The sequence below is a fragment of the Butyrivibrio fibrisolvens genome, from assembly GCF_023206215.1.
GTDB classification, from domain to species: domain Bacteria; phylum Bacillota; class Clostridia; order Lachnospirales; family Lachnospiraceae; genus Butyrivibrio; species Butyrivibrio fibrisolvens_C.
Map to the genome: position 1 here is coordinate 239,616 of NZ_CP065800.1, position 21,438 is coordinate 261,053.

16 protein-coding genes and 1 riboswitch are annotated in these 21,438 nt (G+C 40.3%); of the genes, 6 read left to right on the forward strand and 10 right to left on the reverse strand.

The window, feature by feature from the left end; all coding sequences use genetic code 11:
* Positions 1-91: 91 nt before the first annotated feature.
* Positions 92-1,699 (reverse strand): efflux RND transporter periplasmic adaptor subunit, encoded by a 1,608-nt coding sequence (locus tag I7804_RS00905; protein WP_027215090.1) that lies wholly within the window; start codon positions 1,697-1,699, stop codon positions 92-94.
* A 185-nt stretch (positions 1,700-1,884) separates the two neighbouring features.
* The gene (locus I7804_RS00910; RefSeq protein ID WP_248404475.1) at positions 1,885-3,825 is read right to left on the reverse strand and encodes an EAL domain-containing protein; all 1,941 of its coding nucleotides are present in this window, start codon (positions 3,823-3,825) and stop codon (positions 1,885-1,887) included.
* 136 nt (positions 3,826-3,961) lie between these two features.
* On the opposite strand from I7804_RS00910, the gene thrH reads away from it, so the two are divergent.
* From thrH to I7804_RS00925, 3 genes are all read left to right on the forward strand, one after another.
* Positions 3,962-4,567 carry a bifunctional phosphoserine phosphatase/homoserine phosphotransferase ThrH gene (thrH, locus tag I7804_RS00915; protein ID WP_022756775.1) on the forward strand — a complete coding sequence of 202 codons (606 nt, stop codon included), beginning with the start codon at positions 3,962-3,964 and terminating at the stop codon, positions 4,565-4,567.
* Positions 4,568-4,965: 398 nt separating this feature from the next.
* Complete coding sequence (locus tag I7804_RS00920; RefSeq protein ID WP_248404477.1) at positions 4,966-6,807, forward strand: methyl-accepting chemotaxis protein; 1,842 nt, start codon at positions 4,966-4,968, stop codon at positions 6,805-6,807.
* Positions 6,808-7,004: 197 nt separating this feature from the next.
* Positions 7,005-8,024 carry a glycosyltransferase family 2 protein gene (locus tag I7804_RS00925; protein ID WP_092040695.1) on the forward strand — a complete coding sequence of 340 codons (1,020 nt, stop codon included), beginning with the start codon at positions 7,005-7,007 and terminating at the stop codon, positions 8,022-8,024.
* A gap of 162 nt (positions 8,025-8,186) precedes the next feature.
* Here I7804_RS00925 and I7804_RS00930 read toward each other — a convergent pair whose 3' ends face one another.
* The 6 genes from I7804_RS00930 to I7804_RS00955 form a co-directional block, all read right to left on the reverse strand.
* On the reverse strand, positions 8,187-9,422 hold the full coding sequence (locus I7804_RS00930) for a hypothetical protein (protein WP_248404479.1): 1,236 nt from the start codon (positions 9,420-9,422) through the stop codon (positions 8,187-8,189).
* 20 nt (positions 9,423-9,442) lie between these two features.
* The gene (locus I7804_RS00935; protein ID WP_248404481.1) at positions 9,443-10,573 is read right to left on the reverse strand and encodes a DUF58 domain-containing protein; all 1,131 of its coding nucleotides are present in this window, start codon (positions 10,571-10,573) and stop codon (positions 9,443-9,445) included.
* 52 nt (positions 10,574-10,625) lie between these two features.
* A complete protein-coding gene (locus I7804_RS00940; RefSeq protein ID WP_248404483.1) occupies positions 10,626-11,564 on the reverse strand; it encodes an AAA family ATPase in 939 nt (312 codons plus the stop codon).
* Between the two features lie 109 nt (positions 11,565-11,673).
* The gene (locus I7804_RS00945) at positions 11,674-12,510 is read right to left on the reverse strand and encodes an ABC transporter ATP-binding protein (RefSeq protein ID WP_022754954.1); all 837 of its coding nucleotides are present in this window, start codon (positions 12,508-12,510) and stop codon (positions 11,674-11,676) included.
* A 29-nt stretch (positions 12,511-12,539) separates the two neighbouring features.
* Positions 12,540-13,574, reverse strand: coding sequence for a FecCD family ABC transporter permease (locus tag I7804_RS00950; RefSeq protein WP_248404485.1), 1,035 nt, complete (start codon positions 13,572-13,574; stop codon positions 12,540-12,542).
* A gap of 218 nt (positions 13,575-13,792) precedes the next feature.
* Positions 13,793-14,905, reverse strand: coding sequence for an ABC transporter substrate-binding protein (locus I7804_RS00955; protein WP_248404487.1), 1,113 nt, complete (start codon positions 14,903-14,905; stop codon positions 13,793-13,795).
* 160 nt (positions 14,906-15,065) lie between these two features.
* Positions 15,066-15,259: riboswitch (cobalamin riboswitch) on the reverse strand.
* A 478-nt stretch (positions 15,260-15,737) separates the two neighbouring features.
* On the opposite strand from I7804_RS00955, the gene I7804_RS00960 reads away from it, so the two are divergent.
* Positions 15,738-16,595, forward strand: a complete 858-nt coding sequence (locus tag I7804_RS00960; protein ID WP_248404489.1) for a pectinesterase family protein — start codon at positions 15,738-15,740, stop codon at positions 16,593-16,595.
* 122 nt (positions 16,596-16,717) lie between these two features.
* Here the strand turns inward: I7804_RS00960 and I7804_RS00965 are convergent, their stop codons facing one another.
* A complete protein-coding gene (locus I7804_RS00965) occupies positions 16,718-17,722 on the reverse strand; it encodes a LacI family DNA-binding transcriptional regulator (protein WP_248404491.1) in 1,005 nt (334 codons plus the stop codon).
* Between the two features lie 543 nt (positions 17,723-18,265).
* On the opposite strand from I7804_RS00965, the gene uxaC reads away from it, so the two are divergent.
* A complete protein-coding gene (gene uxaC / locus I7804_RS00970) occupies positions 18,266-19,681 on the forward strand; it encodes a glucuronate isomerase (protein ID WP_248404493.1) in 1,416 nt (471 codons plus the stop codon).
* Positions 19,682-19,834: 153 nt separating this feature from the next.
* Here the strand turns inward: uxaC and I7804_RS00975 are convergent, their stop codons facing one another.
* Positions 19,835-20,239, reverse strand: coding sequence for an amino acid-binding protein (locus I7804_RS00975; RefSeq protein WP_074756338.1), 405 nt, complete (start codon positions 20,237-20,239; stop codon positions 19,835-19,837).
* Between the two features lie 257 nt (positions 20,240-20,496).
* Here I7804_RS00975 and I7804_RS00980 point away from each other — a divergent pair, with 257 nt between their 5' ends.
* Positions 20,497-21,279 (forward strand): hypothetical protein, encoded by a 783-nt coding sequence (locus I7804_RS00980; RefSeq protein ID WP_248404495.1) that lies wholly within the window; start codon positions 20,497-20,499, stop codon positions 21,277-21,279.
* Positions 21,280-21,438 lie beyond the last annotated feature (159 nt).

Here is a 21,438-nt window from a genome sequence, read left to right on the forward strand (position 1 = left end):
AGGTTCAACTTTTTTATCAGAACTATCAGTTTCAACTATATTATCAGTATCAACTATATCATTAGGATTAACTATATTATCCGTAACCTTATCACTCATTGGCGCCTCCATCACTAGAAGATGCGCCATCCCTCCTGTCTGACATCTCCTGCATCAAAAGTGCCATAGAGTCAGTTTTTGGAACCAGTATATCATCACCTTCGCTAAGTCCCTGTGTTATCTGTGTATATGATCCATCTGTGACGCCTATAGTTACAGGGATCTGGACAGGAGTAGTATTCTTAGGGTCAGCCGGGTCTTTGACATATACAAAGTATTCACCATTTGAATCAGCTACTACAGCAGCGCTAGGCACAGATACAACCTGCTTCACATCTTCTATTATGAGCTTAACTTCAGCGCTCATACCGCTTCTTACTACTTCATCAGCCTCTATCTCAACTTCAGCTTCAAAATATGATACGCCGCCCTGAACTGTAGCATCTCTGGCGATCTTTTTGATAGTGCCGTCATAAGTAGCATCAAGAGCATCTATTGATACTATGACACTGTCGCCTTCATCAACGCCAAGGATATCGTACTCTCCTATCTTAACTGCTATCTTCATCTGACTATAATCAGTTACTGTTGCAACGCTTCCTGCCGCCTGAACATATGAGCCTTCTTCTGCCGGAAGTTTAGAAACTATGCCATCCATAGGAGCAGTTATAGTACAGTCAGAAAGCTGCTTCTGAAGATCAGCAAGCTTAAGCTGATTGACAGAGTCATTGCTGCCGGCTACTGCTGACTGAATCGTAAGCTGATAGCCTTCAAGCTCCTGATTGACAGACAAAACAGCTGCATTATATGAATCTATTGCATTTAAATAATTTATCTGAGCTGTTATGAGATTGTCATATAGAGATGTAAGTGAATCCTCTTCCTTCATCTTGGCAGCTTCGTACATCGAAACTGCATAATTATAACTATCCCATGCGCTGTCTACAGAAGTCTGCGCATCCTCAACAGCTCTTTTATACTGAGTAAGAGAATCTCCGCTAAGGCCGTTATCCTCAGCCTTGGACAGATCTTCTTGGGCTCTTGAAAGAGACGTCTGAGCATTTGATACAGTGCTGTATGCGGTATCAACATTATGGATAGCAGTGCTTATCTTATCGGACAGCTGCCTGTTATTGAGCTCAACTTCGTTATTATAATTCTCCTGCGCTGTCACAAGACTGGCAAAAGCTGTATCTATGCCGTTTAATGCATTCTGAAGCTGAGTATTAAGTCCGTTATCTATTTCATATTTAAGATCATCATAGGATTTTTGTGCCTGAGCTATACTTATGGCACTCTGAGTATCAGATACGTCCATACTGGCCGATAACTGATCTATCTGATTCTGGATATTGTAGGTATCAAGGGTCATCAGTACATCGCCGGACTTAACTTCATCGCCAACTTCTACCATAACCTCAGTAACCTTAACACCTGTCACAGAAGGGATCACATCCAGAGAATCTACAGGTTCTGTAGTACCTGTGAATGTGTGATACGTCTGTATGTCACGAAGACTGGCCTTATCTTCGTTGTACAAAGACTGCGCTACATTGCCTGCAGCATTTCTAAAATAAAGTACAACTGCCACTATTACGGCAGCAATAACTCCCCACTTGATAAACCGCTTCCAAGTCTTCTTTTTGATCTTAGCACCCATTAGTCACTTATCCTTTCATAGAGCAAATAATTAGCCAGACTTTTTCGCAATCTGCCCATGATAAACCCTTTAACTATTTGACGCTATATAATAGAGCCAAATCAGTCTTTTATAAGTATACACACTTTTTTCACAAATATACGGTTTTTATACTTTTTTCAGATTGTTTATACACAAATTATAAATCAAAGCCTCATCTCCTCCATGATACGAAGACGACGGTTGTTGTATACATATGATACAAGCTGATCTGCAGGAAGAGCCTTGGAGAAATAGAACCCCTGAAGATAATCACAGCCCATGTCACGAAGCTTTTCTGCCATATTATGAGTCTCAACTCCCTCTGCTACAATCTCATAACCTCTTTTGCTAAAGGTCTTGACAATATCAGGAAGTACATCTGAAGTCCCGTTAAAATAAGACCATACAAGAGACTTATCTATCTTGACTATCTTAAAAGGAAGATCCAGAAGCTCAACAAGATTGGAATAACCAGTTCCATAATCGTCCAAAGAGAAGGTGCTGCCCCTCTGGATGATCTTAGTCATCATCTCGTTGAGGATCTTGCCGTCTGTCATAGCTGATTCTGTTATCTCGAAATTGATCTGTCTGGGGTCGATCTCGTATCTGTCCATAAGATTGAAAAGGTCTGATACAAGTTCACCCGACTTACACTGTATAGGTGATAAATTGACCTCTATGAATCTGACGCCAAGGTCCTCCATATCCCTTTCTCTGATAAAAGAGCATACCTGCTCAAATACCTGAGATCCTATAAATCCTATAGTTCCGTTCTTTTCTGCAATAGGAATAAATACGTCAGGTTCTATTATCCCAAGCTCGTCATCCACAAGTCTTGCCAGCGCTTCTACTGATATGATCCTTTCTTTTTTGGTAGAATAAATAGGCTGGAAGGCAACTTGTATCCTTCGCTCCCTGATAGCTTTGCTGACAGCGTGCTCTACTTTGATACCGTCTCTTATCTCCTCTATCCTCTGCGCACTGATGATCTCGGTCACTTCGTTATCCTTCATCTCAGCATTACGAAGTCCCTCTTCAAGTGAATCGAATATCTCGCGGATACTCATCTTGGGCACATCTTCATCGAGGTGGGTTATATGTATTTTGAAAGTAACCTTGCCATCCTCTTCGCCCCAAGGCATCTCAAATCGCCTTCTTATAGCATGCTCTATCTGCTTATGATTGGTATTTTTATTAAAAAGAAGTGCAAACCTTCCCCTGTGCATATAGAAAAGGTTGACTCCCTTGACCTGTTCTGTGATCTCGTCTGCTATACTATGAAGAACTCTCATGAGTTTCCTTCGACCATATATACTCTCTAGTACAGGGAAGTTCTCAATGCCGATGACGCTTATATCGATAGGATCACCATACTCAAGCTTTTCATCAATAACTTCTCCAAGTGCCCACTGGTTATACAGACCTGTATCCGCATCAGTAAACTGGGATGGATTCTGGATATTTAGGTATATTATAAGTATAGCTGCCGTATTGAATAATCCTTCCAGAAGTACGTCTGTAAAAATAAATCCCTGCAACAGCATACCAGTAAGTGACAATGCCCAAAAGCCTATAGTATACATCATCCTGTAAGGCGCCATTTGAACCTTGTAGAACCAGGCATATGCCACTGGTAGCAGGATATAAAAGGCAAGGAATGTAAGCCAGGTATAGTAATATGCCCAGCCTCTGTGATATACGCCTTCACTGTCTATATAGAAGAACATATGGGTAAAAGGCGTGATCAGAACAGATATAAAAGATACAAGATAAGGAAGCGCAATTACAAACCAGGTTGTCCTTCTTATGCTCTTACTCTTACCTGTCATAGCTATAGTGAATATAGCAAACGACCATATCTCCATTATATAAGAAATATAATATACGATGTTGATAAGATAATGTATTCGTATTGAATACCTGTACGGTCTTATAGCCATACCACATGAAATAATATCAAATATACAGCATATGATCTGCAAGCTCAAAATCCATGCAAAATAGTTCCAGGATCTGAAAGGAAGATGCTTCTTCCAAAGATCCGAAAGCATGAGTACCACCGATATCATAAGAGCTGCTATTTCAAAATAAACATTCCAAACCATTAGATAATCTCCGTTTCATTTCCCTATCTTAGGAATTTTATAAATTATCGCGTTAATATTTTAGTGTATAAAAATACAAAAGCTGTTATACTGTTTACAGCAATCTATAGTAAAAGTTTTTCAGGAGGAATTTTAAATGTTCGTTACATGTTTAGATCTTGAAGGTGTTCTTGTTCCCGAAATCTGGATCGCATTCTCTAAAGCAAGCGGTATTCCGGAGCTTTCCAAAACAACCAGAGATGAGCCTGATTATGACAAGCTCATGAAGTGGAGACTTGGTATACTAAAAGAACACGGTCTTGGCCTTAAAGAGATCCAGGAAACAATCGCAACTATCGATCCCATGCCCGGTGCCAAAGAGTTCCTTGATGAACTTCGCTCTTTTACACAGGTTATCATCATATCTGATACTTTCCAGGAATTTGCAAGTCCTCTTATGAAAAAGCTTGGAATGCCTACAATCTTCTGTAACAGCCTTGAAGTTGCAGAAGATGGCGAGATTACAGGCTTCAAGATGAGATGTGATCATAGTAAGCTCTCTACTGTCAAAGCCCTCCAGTCCATCGGTTTTGAGACCATCGCAAGCGGCGACAGCTACAATGACCTTGAGATGATCAAAGCAAGCAAAGCAGGCTTTCTGTTCAAGTCCACAGACAAGATCAAGGCTGACAATCCTGATCTTCCAGCTTTTGAAAACTATGATGATCTTATGAAAGCTATAAAAGGAGCTATTAATTCCTGATAGTGCTATATTGGTACATAAATTAGGAACATAAGTGAAATCAAAACGGACAATCGTATCCGTCTATACTATAATATCATATATCAGACAATTGTTGACTACTGCATAGGTAATCCTACCTGCAAAATCCTCGGCATTACGATTGCCGGGGATTTTCAAGTTTATCCAATGGAAAACTTATGCAGTATTTTTTGCGCTTCAATAACCGTACATGTATTTATTTAACATCATTTATTCTTTCTATTAACTATTTGATGGTTATATACGATATAAGATACGTAGTAGTTGTTTTGACTTTACATTCATGACGTAAGGGACTTGTGAAAAAGTCAATTCGTCAAATACGTAAATCAAAAATATTTTTATAAGATGACTTAGCATCAGAAAGCGAGGATATCATGGCCAAGAATAAGGACGTTCTAACCAAGGAAAACAGTAGTAATATGACTTCATCATCACATACCAGAAAAGTTCCATTTATAAAAACTGTCTCCGGAATGTCCGGTGTCACATATTTTTTCTTACTTATCGTATATATTATATCAATTGCTATAGTAACTTCTCAGATGATAAATATCGCTACCACATCAACCGGTACTACAGCTATGGCTGAAAATGTCATGGACAGCATGCGTATATTTGAAGTTGATATGCGTATACTTGACAATGATGGATTTGCTCTTGCTACTATGTATGATACCCTCGTTTCTATAGGTCAGGTTGATAGCAAGAACACCGAGATGGAAACTTGCCTAAGCGAGATGGATGCAGCTCTTGAAACGATCGAAAGCACATTTACATCAATGGCATCACATGGTTCTCAGGGTTCTGACGAAGCCAATAATGCAGTCAGTATATTAAAAGAAAACTATTCAGGTTACAAAGAAGGATATACTAATATAATAGCCGCATCAAAGAATGCTGATGTAGATACTATAACCGGAGTAGTATTCGGAGATGCTTCTACTCAGCTTGCTACAATGAAAGAGCAACTCACAATTCTCGATGAACAGATTCTCCATCTAAGAGAGATCCTTACAAACGTAGTTGAGTCTCAGGAAAAAAGTGCTATCACCAAAGTCAATGTAATGTTTGTTATATTCCTTTTTGCAGTAGCTATATCCATTATGTTCAACTATATGTTGGTAGGACGCAAAGTTAAACAGATTGCAAGCGAGATCAATTCTATAATCTCAGATATAAGAGATCGCAAAGGCGACTTGACTGCAAGGATCACAACTCATACATCTTCTGAACTTATATATATAAAAGACGGCTTCAACGAATTCATCGAATCACTTCAGGGAATATTAAGAAATGTCAAAAATAGTACTGATACACTTACAGATTCATCCTCTAACATAACAGGCAAGATCCAGCTTGCAAGCGACAATGTTACCAATACATCTGCTGCCCTTGAAGAACTCTCTGCCAGCATGCAGAACGTATCAGATACTGCCAGCACCATCAATGGCAAACTTGAAGATGTCAAGAGTGCCACAGGCACCATCAATGACGGTATCAAGAATGGAACCACCAAAGCAGGCGAGATCAAGACTGAAGCTATCGATATCAAGAAAGATGCCCAGAACAAAAAAGACAATACAGGCTCCCGTATGGAAGAACTCTCCAGTGTACTAGAGCAGTCCGTCAAGGATAGTGAAAAGGTTGCCCAGATCAATGAGCTTACAAATGTAATCCTTGATATAGCATCCCAGACCAATCTCCTTGCACTTAATGCCTCAATAGAAGCTGCAAGAGCAGGCGAAGCCGGTAAAGGATTTGCAGTCGTTGCTGAAGAGATCAGCTCCCTTGCTGAGAACTCCCGTCAGACAGCAGGCAATATCCAGAATATCAGTAATGAAGTTACAGATGCAGTTAAGTCTCTTGCAGACAATGCTATGCAGGTTCTTGACTTCATCAATACTACAGTTCTAAGCGACTATGATTCCTTCGTAGAAACAGGTGAGAAGTATGAGCAGACCGCAGAATTCTTAACCGACATGCTAAGCTCCATGGAAGGTCAGACTCAGAATCTTAACAGCTACATGAACGAGATGGCTGATTCCATATCATCCATCACAGATTCTGTTCAGGAAGCTTCCGATGCCATCAACCTCTCAGCTGAGAATTCTCAGGATATCGTAGATCAGATATCCGGTATCAGCGAAGCTATGACTACCAATAACGGCGTAACCGAACAGCTTAACGAAGATACACGTCAGTTCATTAAGATGTGATCGCCAGATATGCATATCTTTTACTAATAATAGCTTTTAGTGCTGCCGCAGACTCATGCGGCAGCTTTTTTGCAGTTTATCCTTGATAATATACCTTTTATCACTATTTTTAGCAACGTTTGACTTAATGTGATAAAATGTCTTACAGGGTTTGAAATTCCCTATTATTTAAGTAAATCCAAGGACAATAACTAATCATGAAAAAGATATTGAGCGTAGCAATACCTTGCTACAATTCTCAGGACTATATGCGTCACTGCGTTGAAACTCTTCTGTCTGGCGGGGACAAAGTAGAAATCCTTATAATAGATGATGGTTCCAAAGATGATACTCTCAAGATTGCCAAGGAACTTGAAAAGGCCAATCCGGGGATTGTCCGCGCAATACATCAGGAAAACAAGGGGCATGGCGGAGCTGTCATGACTGGAATAAGAGAAGCTACTGCACCATATTTTAAGGTTGTAGATTCTGACGACTGGGTAGGAGTAGAAGCCTTCCATCACATATTACAACTGCTTGACGGCTTTATAACAACCGGTAAAGAAGTTGACCTCCTTCTTGCCAACTATATCTATGATAAGGTCGGATCACGCAGGAAGAAGGTTATCCGCTATACACACGCTCTTCCCACCGATCAGGTAATAGGCTGGGATCATGCAAGACATTTCAAAAAGGGTCAGTACATACTGATGCATTCTGCAATATACCGTACTCAGGTACTTAGAGACAGTGGTCTTGATCTTCCTGAGCACACATTCTATGTAGACAATCTCTTTGTATATAAGCCTCTTCCCTATGTCAAGAAGCTCTACTATACAGATACAGATCTGTACCACTATTTTATAGGCCGCGAAGATCAGTCTGTTAATGAGAAGGTCATGATATCTAGGATCGATCAGCAGATAAGAGTTAACAAGATGATGCTCGATGGCACTGATCTTAGAAAGGTCGAGGATGCTCATCTTCGCAAGTACATGTACAACTATGCTGAGATCATAACTGTAATATCCTCGATTCTTCTTATAAAGTCAGGTACGCCTGAAAACCTTGCCAAGAAAAAAGAGCTTTTTGCATGGTTAAAAGAAAACCACAACTATTTCTATAAAAAGTTTATGCATGGTATATTCGGCCCTGCGCTTTGTCTTCATACACGCTTTGGAAGAAAATGCCAGATCCTGTGCTACAACGCCGCCAACAGATTCTTCGGTTTTTCATAAAATCGCTATATGATAAAAATATGCCGCCCCTTGCGTCTGTATATACATAGACCGCAAGGGGTGATAGTTTTATGTTTACAGAAGGTATAAATTTTCGAATCATGGATTCAGAATAAAGCCAAAGTACCAACTACGCTTAACTTTAAGCGAAATCTCTATTACTTAAAAAAACAATCTTTCGAATTCTGCTACGTCTTTTCCACTTACAGGTGTATTACTATAGCGGGCTTTTTCGTAGAGTTCGTGGATTTTCTGCTTGTTTTCATATGTGTCTTTATATGCGGTATTTTCTAGTTCTTCGGGAGTCATGACATCCTCTATGTCATTAAAGCCGGGAGATTTTTTGATGAACTTTTTGTACTTTCTTCTTATCTTTGCTTTAGGGGAGCGGTCTGCGAAGCTTATATGACTGCTATCTTCTTTATGAATAGAAGATATGTTTTCCTTTGGTTTTAGGTACTCGACTTTGTCTCTTTCTTTGACCGCCGCTGTTTGCTGAAAGCGTTTATAGAAACTTATTATAAGTGACACAATGATATATATGCACAGCAGTATTACAGCAATCGACATTACATATGACAATATCTCCCACAGCTTATCAAGGAATAGGTTTTCTTCTTGCGGGGCAAGTTCTCCAAAATCTATGGCGCCTGCGCCTTGACTTCCGGTTACTGCCACCTCTTCCTGTGCTTCATAATCAAGTCCTGCAAACAGATATCTCAAGAATCCAAGTATCGCATTCCATATTGCATTTATTATCTTCTCTCCATGCCCTATCATAAGGAATACTATCCCTATAAAAAATACTATACCGCTTCCAAATGACATAAGTATGAAATTGGCAGATCTGATTCTCTCGGAAGGTACATAAGTTCTGTCACTGGATAGCCTTAATCTTCTATCTTGCCTATGCAGAACCGAGTATATGAATGAGAATACTATGATACATATAGTATATAGTTCTCCAAACTGCAGAGGCATATTACTTTTCATAAATGTTGCAAGAAGCAGATATCCTCCAAGGTACACCAGTATCCAGTAGGTAGGCTGTATCACACAAACTTCGTTAAGATGTGCATATGTTGCCACAAGGAGTGCACCTATAAGTACTACCAAGACCGGTACATAGCTATAATTCCCTGCCTTGAATCCCTGCATCAAGACAAGATAATTAAGTCCTATAAGTCCAAGACCTCCTGCAGCAAATGGCACCAGTCTTCTTAGGTATGCAAGTATAAAGTGAAGTACAACCACATCCGCGCATATTATAAGATCAGCCATTAGCGTCATATATGACATATCTACATAGACCCCCTGAATCAGAAGCACTATGCTAAGTGCCACCATGCAGTTATTGATTATGCGTATAACAGTCATTCCTTCAGTTTCTGCTATCATACTAAGTCTCTTTCTTTTCCTCATTCGTGTTTGACTTTATGGAACTGTATCCTGCCTTCAGGCACTCTTACTTCCATGGATGGAGTAAGGGGGCTTAGCCATATAAGGCTTCCGTTTATATCTGCAAGTTCACCTGCTGCCCTGATAATATCATCTCTCTGGCAGCTTGATATAAGCATATACGTCACATCACTTTGCGAAGATCCAAGCTTTGCCTTTGGTATCACTCTGTCAAGGAGTATCTCTGACATAGGGCGCACATCCCTGGTCAGATCTATCCTTGCAAGATCCATAGCTATGCGGTGCCTGTGATCATCGGAGTTACCGCTGTTTTCTTCTATCTCATCGCCGGATATTATATCTCTTGCATTGGATATGAGTCTTATCGGTATATGTTTGGAGATGAAAAATGTCGTAAGTGACATGACAAGTCTGATACTGTCTTCCAAAAGCTCTGAATCATACAATACAGACGGATCCTCAACATTTAGAAGCAGTACTATCTCCTGTGATGATGTAGGATCATGAAGATTGACCTTTAGACCTGCACTTGCCGCGCTCGCCTTCCAGTTGATCGAAGATACAGTATCCTGCGTTGTATAATCTCTTATCCCCCTGAATGTGAAGACATCCTCCTGAAGGAACCTTCTAGTAACTACATCTCCCAGCATCTTAGAAAAAGAAACATCGAATCTGTCATTTGGAAGTACCATAGGATATACATACAAAGAGGTATTCTGATCTCTAAGAGCATAATGTTCTACCGCTCCTATCATGTCATAGCCTACAAGGCTTGTTGACAAGACTTCATAATATCCTCTCCTTGCTCCATGGACAGGAAGTGTCCTTGTTATCTTCTCATAGCGTCTTAAGCTGAATATATCCGTGATATTGGTCCTGTCAGATACAGTTACGTTCTGACCGTTTTCTACTTCAAGTCCCTTACCGACCTGAAAACGTACTTCAAGAAAAGGGATACCAAGTCTCTTGCGATTAGATATAACTTCCTTAAGTACTGTATCTCCGCCCTCTACTATGTCACTCCCAAATGTCAGTGTAGCGCTTAGATTCTCAGACCACTTCATCTTAAAATAGGATCTATATAAATAGAATATAAAAAATGCTATAGGTATTATCAGTATTGTCTGCACTTCATCCCTCCGAAGCATCCTGATTTTATCTAAAGTTGTTATCCTTTGATCATCATCTGAACTCTTCTGTGGGGACCGGTACTTCATCAAGGATCTTAAGGATTATATCTTCACAAGAAGAGCTCTTTCCAAAAGTGTGGGGGATCACAAGTCTGTGGGCAAGCACAGGAACAGCCAGTTCCTTGATATCTTCAGGAACCACGTACTCTCTTCCTCTTATGAAGGCAAGTGCCTGGGCGCAGCGAAGAAGTGCTATACTGCCTCTTGGGCTTACTCCTGCCGCCACATCTGACCTGTTTCTTGTAGCTTTGACTATATCAGTTATATAAGCTATCAGCTCTTTGTGGACACTGACACTACTTGCTTCCTGTCTCCATGCCAGGATATCTTCACCTGTTACTACAGCTTCAAGAACCTTTAATCTGTCACCTGTAAGAGCTCTTTCGAGGATTTTTTTCTCCTCATCCTGAGAAGGAAAGCCCATGGAGAGCTTCATCATGAATCTGTCCAGCTGAGCCTCCGGAAGAGGGAAGGTTCCTGCTGTCTCTATAGGGTTCTGGGTTGCGATTACGAAGAAGGGATCCGGAAGCTTTCTGGTAACACCATCTACTGTCACCTGGCGCTCTTCCATACATTCAAGAAGTCCTGCCTGTGTCCTTGGAGTAGCCCTGTTGATCTCATCTGCAAGAAGTATAGATGTGAATACCGGTCCTTTGTGAAAAGTAAATTCGCCGTTTTGAACATTTACGACATTTAGACCTGTGATATCTGTCGGAAGAAGATCCGGAGTGAACTGAATCCTCTCAAAATCAATTCCTGCTGATGCAGCAATAGACTTGGCAAGGACAGTCTTGCCGGTTCCGGGCACATCTTCAAGAAGTACATGCCCATTTGCAATTAATGCACAAAGGGCAAGTTCCACTACACGGTCCTTGCCCACAATTACTTTGCCAATGTTGTCTTTTAGTATACTTATCTTGTCTGTATTCATTTAGTCCTCCCATTAAGATACTCATTTTTAGTATATGGAAGGAGCATGTGTACATATTTCGTAACATGTATCAAACAACTTTAGACAATGTATCATGTTGTTTAATACATTATGTAAGCGTCCCCCATATTCTGCGCTGCCTGTTCATATACCCGGCAACGTCCATTCCATACGCTTCTTCAAGTACGTCTGCGGTCAGAACTTTGTCTTTTTCCCCCTTGCAAAGCACTTTACCGCTTTTAATAAATATCATATCACTTGATACTTCCACTGCAAGACTTATATCATGAAAAACTCCGATTAATGTATTAGGAACCACAGTTCCATCATATAAAGCTGTCTCTCCCTTAGACCAGGTCTCAAGATGCTCCATAAGCTCTGCCTGGTATTTAAGATCAAGGTGATTAGTCGGTTCATCAAGAAGTATTATGGGAGTCTCCTGTGCAAAACACCTTGCAAGAAAGACTCTTTGAAGCTGGCCTCCCGAAAGAGCACTTATCTGCTTTTTCTCAATATCCTTAAGACCTGTCATTTCTAGACATTTATCAACCACTTCTCTGTCATGTACAAGGCTTTGATGACTTAGCTGCATATTCAGAAATGAAGCACCCTTTTGATGTCTTTCATTATCACGTCTTGCATATCTTCCAAGCTCTACAGTCTCTCTGACACTATACGAAAAGTATACAGGAGACAGCTGTGACATCATGGCCATCATACCTGCTATCTGACGCCTTTTTAAAGATCCAAGATCTTGACCCAATATGCTGATATTGCCCTTATATCCAATAAGTCCTGTAAGACTTCTTAGAAGGGTAGTCTTGCCGCTTCCGTTAGCCCCCATAATAGAGAGATTATGCCCGCATTCAAGGTCGAAACTTATATCACTTATTACAGGATCACTTCCATATCCGGCTGACAGATTCGAAACAGATATTGCTTTCATAGTTAACCTCATGACTCTTTATTTCATACCTATGACTCTTTACTACCGCGAAGATACAACCATACAAAAAATGGCGCACCTATAACTCCCGTAACTGCTCCTACCGGAAGCTCTGACTCTACTGCTGTTCTTGCGACCATATCGCAAAACGCCATAAAAGCGCCTCCTACAAAAAATGACATAGGTACGACTCTCTTATGAGATGATCCAAAAACAATCCTGACTGCATGCGGAGCGATCAGATCCACAAATCCTATCGTTCCTGAAAAGCAGACTGATGCTCCTGTAAGAAGAGATGCAAGGAGAAGGAGTATTTTTTTCCTTGTTCTTACATTAACTCCCATTGCGTATGCCTGCTCATCACCAAATGACATGATATCCATAGATCTTGCATGATACAGTGTCACGATCATTCCGAATATACACAGCGGAAGGAGTACCTGCACGTGATACCACCTTTTGCCTGAAAATGACCCCATCGTCCATAACAGAAGCTGCTGTGAATGTGCTCTGGCAAAAGAGCTTACAAGAGTCATAACCGCATTGGTAAAAAGGGATACAACCATTCCAATAAGTATAACCGTATTGGAATGAAGTGTATTATCAAATCTTGAAGCGATAGCTATTACAAGAAGAACTGTAGCAAAACCAAATGCAAATCCAAAGGTCGGAAGAAGGAAGCTTCCAAGTGCAGGAATAGTGAACTGGGTCACTATGATTATAGATGCTCCAAGGGATGCTCCACTTGATACGCCAAGAGTATACGACGATGCAAGAGGGTTCTGAAGTACAGACTGCATGATGGCACCTGACAAGGCAAGTGCTCCTCCTACAAGGAATGCAGTCATGGCTCTGGGAAGTCTTATAGTCCACAGAATAGACGTAGTTGCAGCAAGTTCATCCGGAATATATGTTCCGAAGATCTTACCTCCAAGGATTGTCATGGCATCCTTTAAAGGGATATCTACACTTCCTATTCCCATGCATATTCCGAGAATTATAAGACATACCAGAATCGTTATGACTTCAAGAGTATTTTTTCCAAAGCTTTTTTCTTTACTCATATACTAACCCCATGTCACTAATAGCTAATGGTTTCAATTGGTGAAAAAATAGCAGCCGGGAAACTACGCATATCAATGATATTGTTAAGTCCCCGACTGCATATATAAATCTATAGTAAAAGACTTTATAAAATGCCTTATGCCAGTTATCTAATGCTGGCATATAAGGCATCTGATGACTGGCAAAGTGCTTTTCTTAAGTCGTTTACTATGATATATTAGCGAGCTATTACTGCAAATGGATCTTCAAGATCTGCAAATACATCAGGATAGATGTACTTAGCCATCTCTACCATAGCACTTACTACGTGCTGGTTGGGCTGATTGAGCTCATTTGAAAGTTCCATAAGATATACATCGCCGTTAGCAACAGCTGTTACATTCTCCCAACCTGAAAGAGCAAGATGAGTATCTACTGCATCAGGAGTGAACATATCTGTAGAGATGATAACATCAGGATTTATAGCAATAGCATCCTCTTCTGTAAGTGAAGGCCAGCCTTCCTGATCTCCTGTAGCATTGATAGCGCCCAGCTTCTCGATCATCTCGCCAATGTATGTGTCTGAACCTGCAGAATAGATTGTAGGATAGTCAGCTGTAGGAGTGTTGGTCTCATAAAGGACTGTCTTCTTCTCATCATCTGAGATTGTAGATGCAAGCTCTTCAATCTGAGCAAGAGTATCATTCATCTCCTCTAATATAAGTTCTGCTTCTTCAGATGTACCTGTGCATGCTCCGATGAATGTGATGCTCTCACCGATCTCATCAAGTGATGATGCGCTTGGGATATCAGCAACGCAGATGCCGGCTTCACGAACAGAGGCATATACATCACTACCTGTAGCATAGCTCATGCCTGTTGTGAATATGATATCAGGATTAAGAGCTACGATTGATTCCTGATCAGGAGCCATCATATCATACTGAGGAACATCTGCTACAAGATCATCGCCATAATATTCATAAGAATATGTATCGCATGCTACGATATAATCTGAAAGTCCAAGGTCGATAAGAAGGCGTGTTGATGAAGGTGACATACTAACGATAGCATCAATCTCTGTAGGTACAGTGATCTCATTGCCTGCAAGATCTGTAGCAGGAGCTTCACTCAGTACTATAGCTTCTACTGCAGCAGTCTCTTCCTCAGATGACTCCTCTTGAGCGTTCGATGCAGCAGTATCTGCTTCATCGCTTGCCTTACTGGCAGCATCATCTGAATTTTCTGATACAGCTTCATCTTCTTTCTTGGAATCTGAAGATGCACATCCTACAAGCATTGTAAATGACAATGTTGTAGCCATCATTACTGATAACAGTTTCTTTTTCATAATATTCTCCATTCTGAAGCAAATCGAATCAGATTTGTATTCTTGATAGTGCTTCGCTATCAGGAACACATATGTTGACACATAGGGAATTTTATAAGAACACCGGACAAAAGGGCATAAATGCAAAATATTTGACCGGCACTTATCTATGGTCCCGTAGAATCTGTGCCAATATGAGGGCAGGTATCTGGCTTAGGAACACATTTTGATGGCGCCCTCTTAACTGTATCCGGCAGTTAAGCGCAGCCTTTGTTCCAACACAGTAGCGGCACTGTCCGGGAAGCTCGCCCGGTTCCCTGTTAGGTTTGCTGCAATCGGATAATTGTAGCAAACACCCACATACGTTCGAACCTTACCACAAAACGGACATGTAGTCAAATGATGCGAGAAATCGGGCCGATAGGTTGTGCCGGAGCCTTGTAAAATAGGGCAGATTTCGAGAGGCACTGGCGTGGAGCGGGTTACAAAGGATTTCCGCGTTATTGAGCGTGTTATAATTCAAGGCATGATATCTGGCTCCTTCTATTCTGGGGGCCGAAACTCGCTTACGCGGGGGCATGCGGCCCCCAATGCAGAATAGAAGGAGCCATCTATCACGCTCTTGAATTTAATAACACGCTCAAAAAACGCGGAAATCCTTTGTAACCCGCTCCACACCATTGCCTCTCGAAATCTGCCCTATTATACAAGGCTCCTGTGTTGCAATCAGACTTTTGTCTATATAGCTTTTGTAATAGAATAATATATAGACTCTTTTCATGAGTATATAACAAACATATCGCAAACTTTAAAACTAACGATCAATCTATCACCAAAAAGAAAAAGAGGCACTATGAAAGAGATTTTTTTTGATAAGGGAACATATTATAAGAAGCTATATTATGATTCGGAGTATTTTAAGGAGAATGGTGACTCTGATGCATCGCTCCATATAAAGGGCGCTGGGATGGATGCTACTACTATATCATGGTCTGATGGGGGATTTGACAAGGCGCCGGATGATGGCAGTATCAAGCTTGGCACATTTAGAAGCTATACCATGTTCGTATCGGGCAAGGAAGCTATCATCGAAGATCTTACTATTGAGAATACCGCGGGAGATGGACGTCTTAGAGGACAAGCTATCGCCCTTTATGCAGATGCTACGAATGTTATATGCAGACGTGTTCATTTAAAAGGGCATCAGGATACTCTGTTCATGTCTCCTCTTCCTCTTGAAGAAAGGGAGAAGGGCGGCTTCACAGGACCAAGAAAGGACTGCCCCCGTCTTATGACCACCCAGTACTACGAAGACTGTATTATAGAAGGTGATGTTGATTTTATATTCGGCGGAGCCAATGCCACTTTTAAGAACTGCACTATAGTATCACTATACAGGGCTCCTCTTCGTGATATGACTACTATATCAAAAGAACAGCCCGCTACATATGTTGAGCAGGCTGTTCAGGGATTCGTATGTGCTCCCAATACTCCAAATGGAGAATCCGGTTTACATTTTATAGATTGCAATTTTATAACCGACAGGTGCCCAGACGGATCTGTATATCTTGCACGTCCCTGGCGCCCTGACGGCGCAGCAGTTTTTGAAAACTGTACTTTTGGACCTCACATTCATCCAGATCTTTTTGCAGGATGGAAGGATATTCATACACTAGAGCCTACTGCTAGATTTACAAGCATTCGCCGCTAGCATTGTCACGCTTTTATGTCACAGTAGATAAATTCATAGATAAATAATTAAATATGAATGTACCAGTACGCAATAAATAATCCCGCTTATTCCCAGATAAAGGAAGTAAGCGGGATCTTATATTAAAAGTCTGTAGTGCAGCGCTTTACAAGTCTTGACTCTATCACGGTCTTGTGTTCAACCTTCTTGCCCTGAAGACATTCCATCATCTTGTCTACAGCGACATGAGCCATGTCCTTGATAGAGGTATCTACTGATGTAAGTTCAGGTTCTACGAAATCAGCAAGTGGAGAGTTATTATATCCGATTACGCTTATATCCTTAGGAACCTGGAGCATTCTTGCCTTAGCGTACTTAAGTACTCCTACTGCGAGTTCATCAGTTGTAGCGACTGCTGCATCGAACTCAAGATCTTTTCTCATAAGAAGGAGATCTCTTTCTTCATGAAGTGAACATGTGATCTTGAGCTTGAGATTGCCATCTACCGGGATTCCATTATCTCTAAGGGCATCTTCATAGCCTGCCATCTTCTGATTGGAAGAGTAAGACTCGGAATCATAGAGGAAGAGGATCTTCTTCCTTCCTGCCTTTATAAGGGATTCTGTCGCATTGTACATGGCATTGCGATCATCTCCCAGTACTCCGTATATATTCTCGTTCTCAAGATATCCGTTTAGTATGAATACCGGAACCTGCTCAGCATCTCTGTGAAGGTATGCAACCTCATCCTTCTCGCAATTACCAAGGAACTGCGAACCTATAAGGATAAGTGCATCTACCTTCTTCTTAAGAAGAAGATCTACTGCATGCTCTCTGGATTCAAGATCATAACCACTGCACAGGAGCATGTAATCATAGCCGTATTCATGAAGCTTTTTCTCAAGGATAGAAACCATGCGGGCCATATAATCATCTTTGATATCTGCGCATGATATTCCAACCATTTTCATAGAATTGAACTGAAGACTTCTTGCAAAGGGATTGGGAGTATAGTCGTACTCCTTCATAACAGCAAGAACCTTCTCTCTGGTCTTATCACTGACACTTGGATTACCGTTAACAACACGGGATATTGTAGCTATTGACACCCCCGATAATCTTGCTATGTCATAAATAGTTACTGCCATTTACAAAAACCTCATTTCCTGGATAACCCCATCATTGGACACAAGAAGGCCTATGGATCACTCTAACGGCCACTTGTCATATATAAATATTTACATGTCTGTAAATACTTACATATCGCTAACATTATATATTAAATCAAACACCTGTACAACCAAAAAAAAAATATACTATTTTCTATTAATTTTGCCCATAAAAATCGAATTTATTTGGGCAATGCAATGTCTTGAAATTATCTGTCCAATCGAATATAGTATTTTTGTAAGCTCTTACACAAAATATCATTACATCGCTTACACTTATGTCAAAACGATATGACACATTGTCCATCAATCATTTTTGTATGCATTTCTTATCAAAAAGACTGCACATTTCAAAACTGATTACTTACTTTGCAATAATCGCAAAGAAGTTTTGGCTTTAATCACTTCGTGTGTCACATATGTTTTAATATACCATAGCAGTAGCGCTCACTGCTGTAGTATTGAAGATATTTTTTATTTTTTAAAACCAACCTTTATTTGAAGCGCAGAAATGAGGAAACTATGACAAAGTTTATGGATGAAGATTTCCTTCTTAACACAGACGCGGCCAAGAAGTTATACCATGGCTATGCTGAAAAGATGCCAATACTTGATTATCACTGCCACATCAGTCCGATGGAAATCGCACAGGATCGTAAATTCGAGAATATCACACAGCTCTGGCTCGGCGGAGATCACTACAAGTGGAGACAGATGCGTTCTAACGGCGTACCTGAGAAGTACATCACAGGCGATGCTTCAGATTATGAGAAGTTTGAAAAGTGGGCAGCTACTCTTGAAAGAGCAATCGGCAACCCTCTTTACCACTGGAGTCATCTTGAGCTTCAGAGATATTTTGGATATCACGGCGTTCTTAATTCTAAGACCTGTAAAGAGGTATGGGATATCTGTAATGAGAAGCTTGCACATACATCATGCAGACAGCTCATCAAGGATTCAGGCGTAACTCTTATCTGCACAACAGATGATCCTGCTGACAGTCTTGAATGGCATGAGAAGATCGCAGCTGATCCTACATTCGATGTTAAGGTTCTTCCAGCATGGAGACCTGACAAGGCTACCAATATCAACAAGCCTGACTATGCAGATTATCTTGAGACACTTTCCAAGGTTTCTGGTGTTACTATAAATTCATTTGCTTCTCTTAAGGAAGCTATCAAGATCAGAATGGAATTCTTCATCCAGCATGGTGCTAACGTATCTGATCACGGTATTGATTATGTTCCATATGCTCCTTCTACAGACGAAGAGATCGAACAGATCATGTCCAAGAAACTTGCAGGAGAAGAGCTTACAGATCTTGAAGTAGATAAGTACAAATACGAGTTCCTTCTTTTCCTTGCCAGGGAATATAAGAAAAAGAACTGGGTAATGCAGCTCCACTTTGGATGCAAGCGTGACAACAATGCTGCAATGTTCAAAAAGCTCGGTCCTGATACAGGTTTTGACTGCATCGGTGATCAGGTTTCTACAGCAGCTGTTGCTAACTTCTTCAATGCGCTTAGTGCTACAGGAGACGTACCTAAGACAATCCTTTATTCTCTTAATCCTAACGATAATTCCGCACTTGGAACTATCCTTGGATGCTTCCAGAATGATGATGCTATAGGCAAGATCCAGCTTGGTTCCGGATGGTGGTTCAATGATCACTTCAAGGGAATGACAGATCAGCTTACAGACCTTGCTAACCTTGGTCTTCTTGGTAACTTCGTAGGTATGCTTACAGATTCCAGAAGCTTCATCTCCTATGCTCGTCACGAGTACTTCCGCAGGATCCTCTGCAGGCTCCTTGGCAGCTGGGTTGATGACGGACAGCTTCCTGAAGACTATGAATATCTTGGAAGCATAGTAAGAGACATTTCTTACAACAACGCAGTTCGTTACTTCGGTTTCGATCTTACTACTGTCAATGAGTAAGAAGATTAATGCATCATTGCTATAATCCTCAAAAGGTTTTCAAAAAGTTGAGCCGGCTTAGATCAGCCGGCTCTATTTATATTCAATTATAGATTTATAAGCAGACATCACAATACTATAGTCACAAGGCTACGCCTCTGCTTTGTTTAAGCTTTAGACTGAAGTAAATCCCTTATTGGTAAGGATGTTCTCAACCTGGTAGATTCCTTCTGTATGAAGTACCATAATAGGCTTACCTGATTCTCTGTTAAAAGAAAGGTAGATATAATCTACATTAATGTTGGCATCATACAGAGCATCCAGAAGGTTGTTAAGTGCTCCGACCTTATCTTCTGTCTCAATTCCAAGAACAGGAGTGGTCTTGCACATGTATCCGGCACCGCTAAGCACTTTGATGGCCTTGTCAGAATCAGATACTACCATTCGTACCATACCGTATTCTGCGCTGTCATTGGTTACAGAGCCAAGGATATTGATATCGTTTTTGGATAACAGTCCTGTAATATCTCTGTACACCCCTTTTTTGTTTTCTGCATAGATTGAAACCTGTTGTAACATTTTTTCCTCCCTTGCGGCTTTACACAAGTCATTTATGATAATTTGGTTATTGGTTTACTATATTAGATTTTTTATTTATAATAACATAACATTAACATTTTGATCACATTTTCATCCAAAAAGTGTGATAGTATAAATATTTGTGAGTCTATTTAATAATTGCAATCTGTCTTTTTATATTTATACTTGCAATTATTTTATAACTGCTTTAATTATGTACTTGCTTTAATTTTTAAATTTTTGGAGGCCAACTCTTAATGAAAAGAAACATAATAATCATCGCATCAGTAGTAGTCATATCCATCATACTGATCGGAGCTTCTGCCTATTATAAATTCAATTCCCAGACCGAGCAATCGTCAAACGAGCTTGATCCTTCCCTGGCTGCATCCATAATAACAGATGAAATATCAGGAACAATCTCTTCTGATGACAGCGACTCTACAGATTCTACACTTACATCTGTGCCTGAAGGCGTATATACCAACGGAAGCGAATCCATGATATTTACAGCTGATACAGTTAACATATCAGGAATGATTTTTAATTACACTCTTGAAGATGGCTATGTTAAGCTCGATGTAGACAATCTCACTTTCTCTGACGAGTTCGTAGATTTATATAAATCTCAAAACCCGGATGATGCCGATATCGATGCTCAGCTTGAAAAAACAAAAGAATCCGCTTCAGATATCGTGATCCAATACAATGAACAGTTCGACTGGGTCACTTATGAAGAGTATATTTTCAAAAGAACAGAAGATTACTCTACAGGTCCTTCAGGAACTTATCAAAATGAAGAAGACCCTGATGTAACACTTTCTTTTGATAATGGAACTGCAACTTATGTAAATGGTGATACTACCGAGTCTTATCCATATGTTATATATCTTGACGGCGAACAGACACTTGTAACTTTCTATACCTTGGATCTGTACTCCGGAAGTTTCTATAACTCATACTGTGAGAACAACTACTTCTACTATAGTGATGCCTCTTCTATAGATCTTGGATTCGGAACATTTGTAAAGACCAAATGATCTAGTACAACTGCTCATTCATATTTAGAATGTTTAACTTTCCAATTGGTCAGAACTATATTCATAAAGATTTTGTGAATATAACTTCTACCAATTGGATTTTTTTATGAGTTGAGGCAGGTGTCAAAAGTTCCTTTTGTCCCTTATGCCATAAGATAC

Bases quoted from the DNA above. Each gene is read 5' to 3' on its own strand.
- I7804_RS00905 (WP_027215090.1), bottom strand. From the start codon at position 1,699: ATGGGTGCTAAGATCAAAAAGAAGACTTGGAAGCGGTTTATCAAGTGG.
- I7804_RS00910 (WP_248404475.1), bottom strand. From the start codon at position 3,825: ATGGTTTGGAATGTTTATTTTGAAATAGCAGCTCTTATGATATCGGTG.
- thrH (WP_022756775.1), top strand. From the start codon at position 3,962: ATGTTCGTTACATGTTTAGATCTTGAAGGTGTTCTTGTTCCCGAAATC.
- I7804_RS00920 (WP_248404477.1), top strand. From the start codon at position 4,966: ATGGCCAAGAATAAGGACGTTCTAACCAAGGAAAACAGTAGTAATATG.
- I7804_RS00925 (WP_092040695.1), top strand. From the start codon at position 7,005: ATGAAAAAGATATTGAGCGTAGCAATACCTTGCTACAATTCTCAGGAC.
- I7804_RS00930 (WP_248404479.1), bottom strand. From the start codon at position 9,422: ATGATAGCAGAAACTGAAGGAATGACTGTTATACGCATAATCAATAAC.
- I7804_RS00940 (WP_248404483.1), bottom strand. From the start codon at position 11,564: ATGAATACAGACAAGATAAGTATACTAAAAGACAACATTGGCAAAGTA.
- I7804_RS00945 (WP_022754954.1), bottom strand. From the start codon at position 12,510: ATGAAAGCAATATCTGTTTCGAATCTGTCAGCCGGATATGGAAGTGAT.
- I7804_RS00950 (WP_248404485.1), bottom strand. From the start codon at position 13,574: ATGAGTAAAGAAAAAAGCTTTGGAAAAAATACTCTTGAAGTCATAACG.
- I7804_RS00955 (WP_248404487.1), bottom strand. From the start codon at position 14,905: ATGAAAAAGAAACTGTTATCAGTAATGATGGCTACAACATTGTCATTT.
- I7804_RS00960 (WP_248404489.1), top strand. From the start codon at position 15,738: ATGAAAGAGATTTTTTTTGATAAGGGAACATATTATAAGAAGCTATAT.
- I7804_RS00965 (WP_248404491.1), bottom strand. From the start codon at position 17,722: ATGGCAGTAACTATTTATGACATAGCAAGATTATCGGGGGTGTCAATA.
- uxaC (WP_248404493.1), top strand. From the start codon at position 18,266: ATGACAAAGTTTATGGATGAAGATTTCCTTCTTAACACAGACGCGGCC.
- I7804_RS00975 (WP_074756338.1), bottom strand. From the start codon at position 20,239: ATGTTACAACAGGTTTCAATCTATGCAGAAAACAAAAAAGGGGTGTAC.
- I7804_RS00980 (WP_248404495.1), top strand. From the start codon at position 20,497: ATGAAAAGAAACATAATAATCATCGCATCAGTAGTAGTCATATCCATC.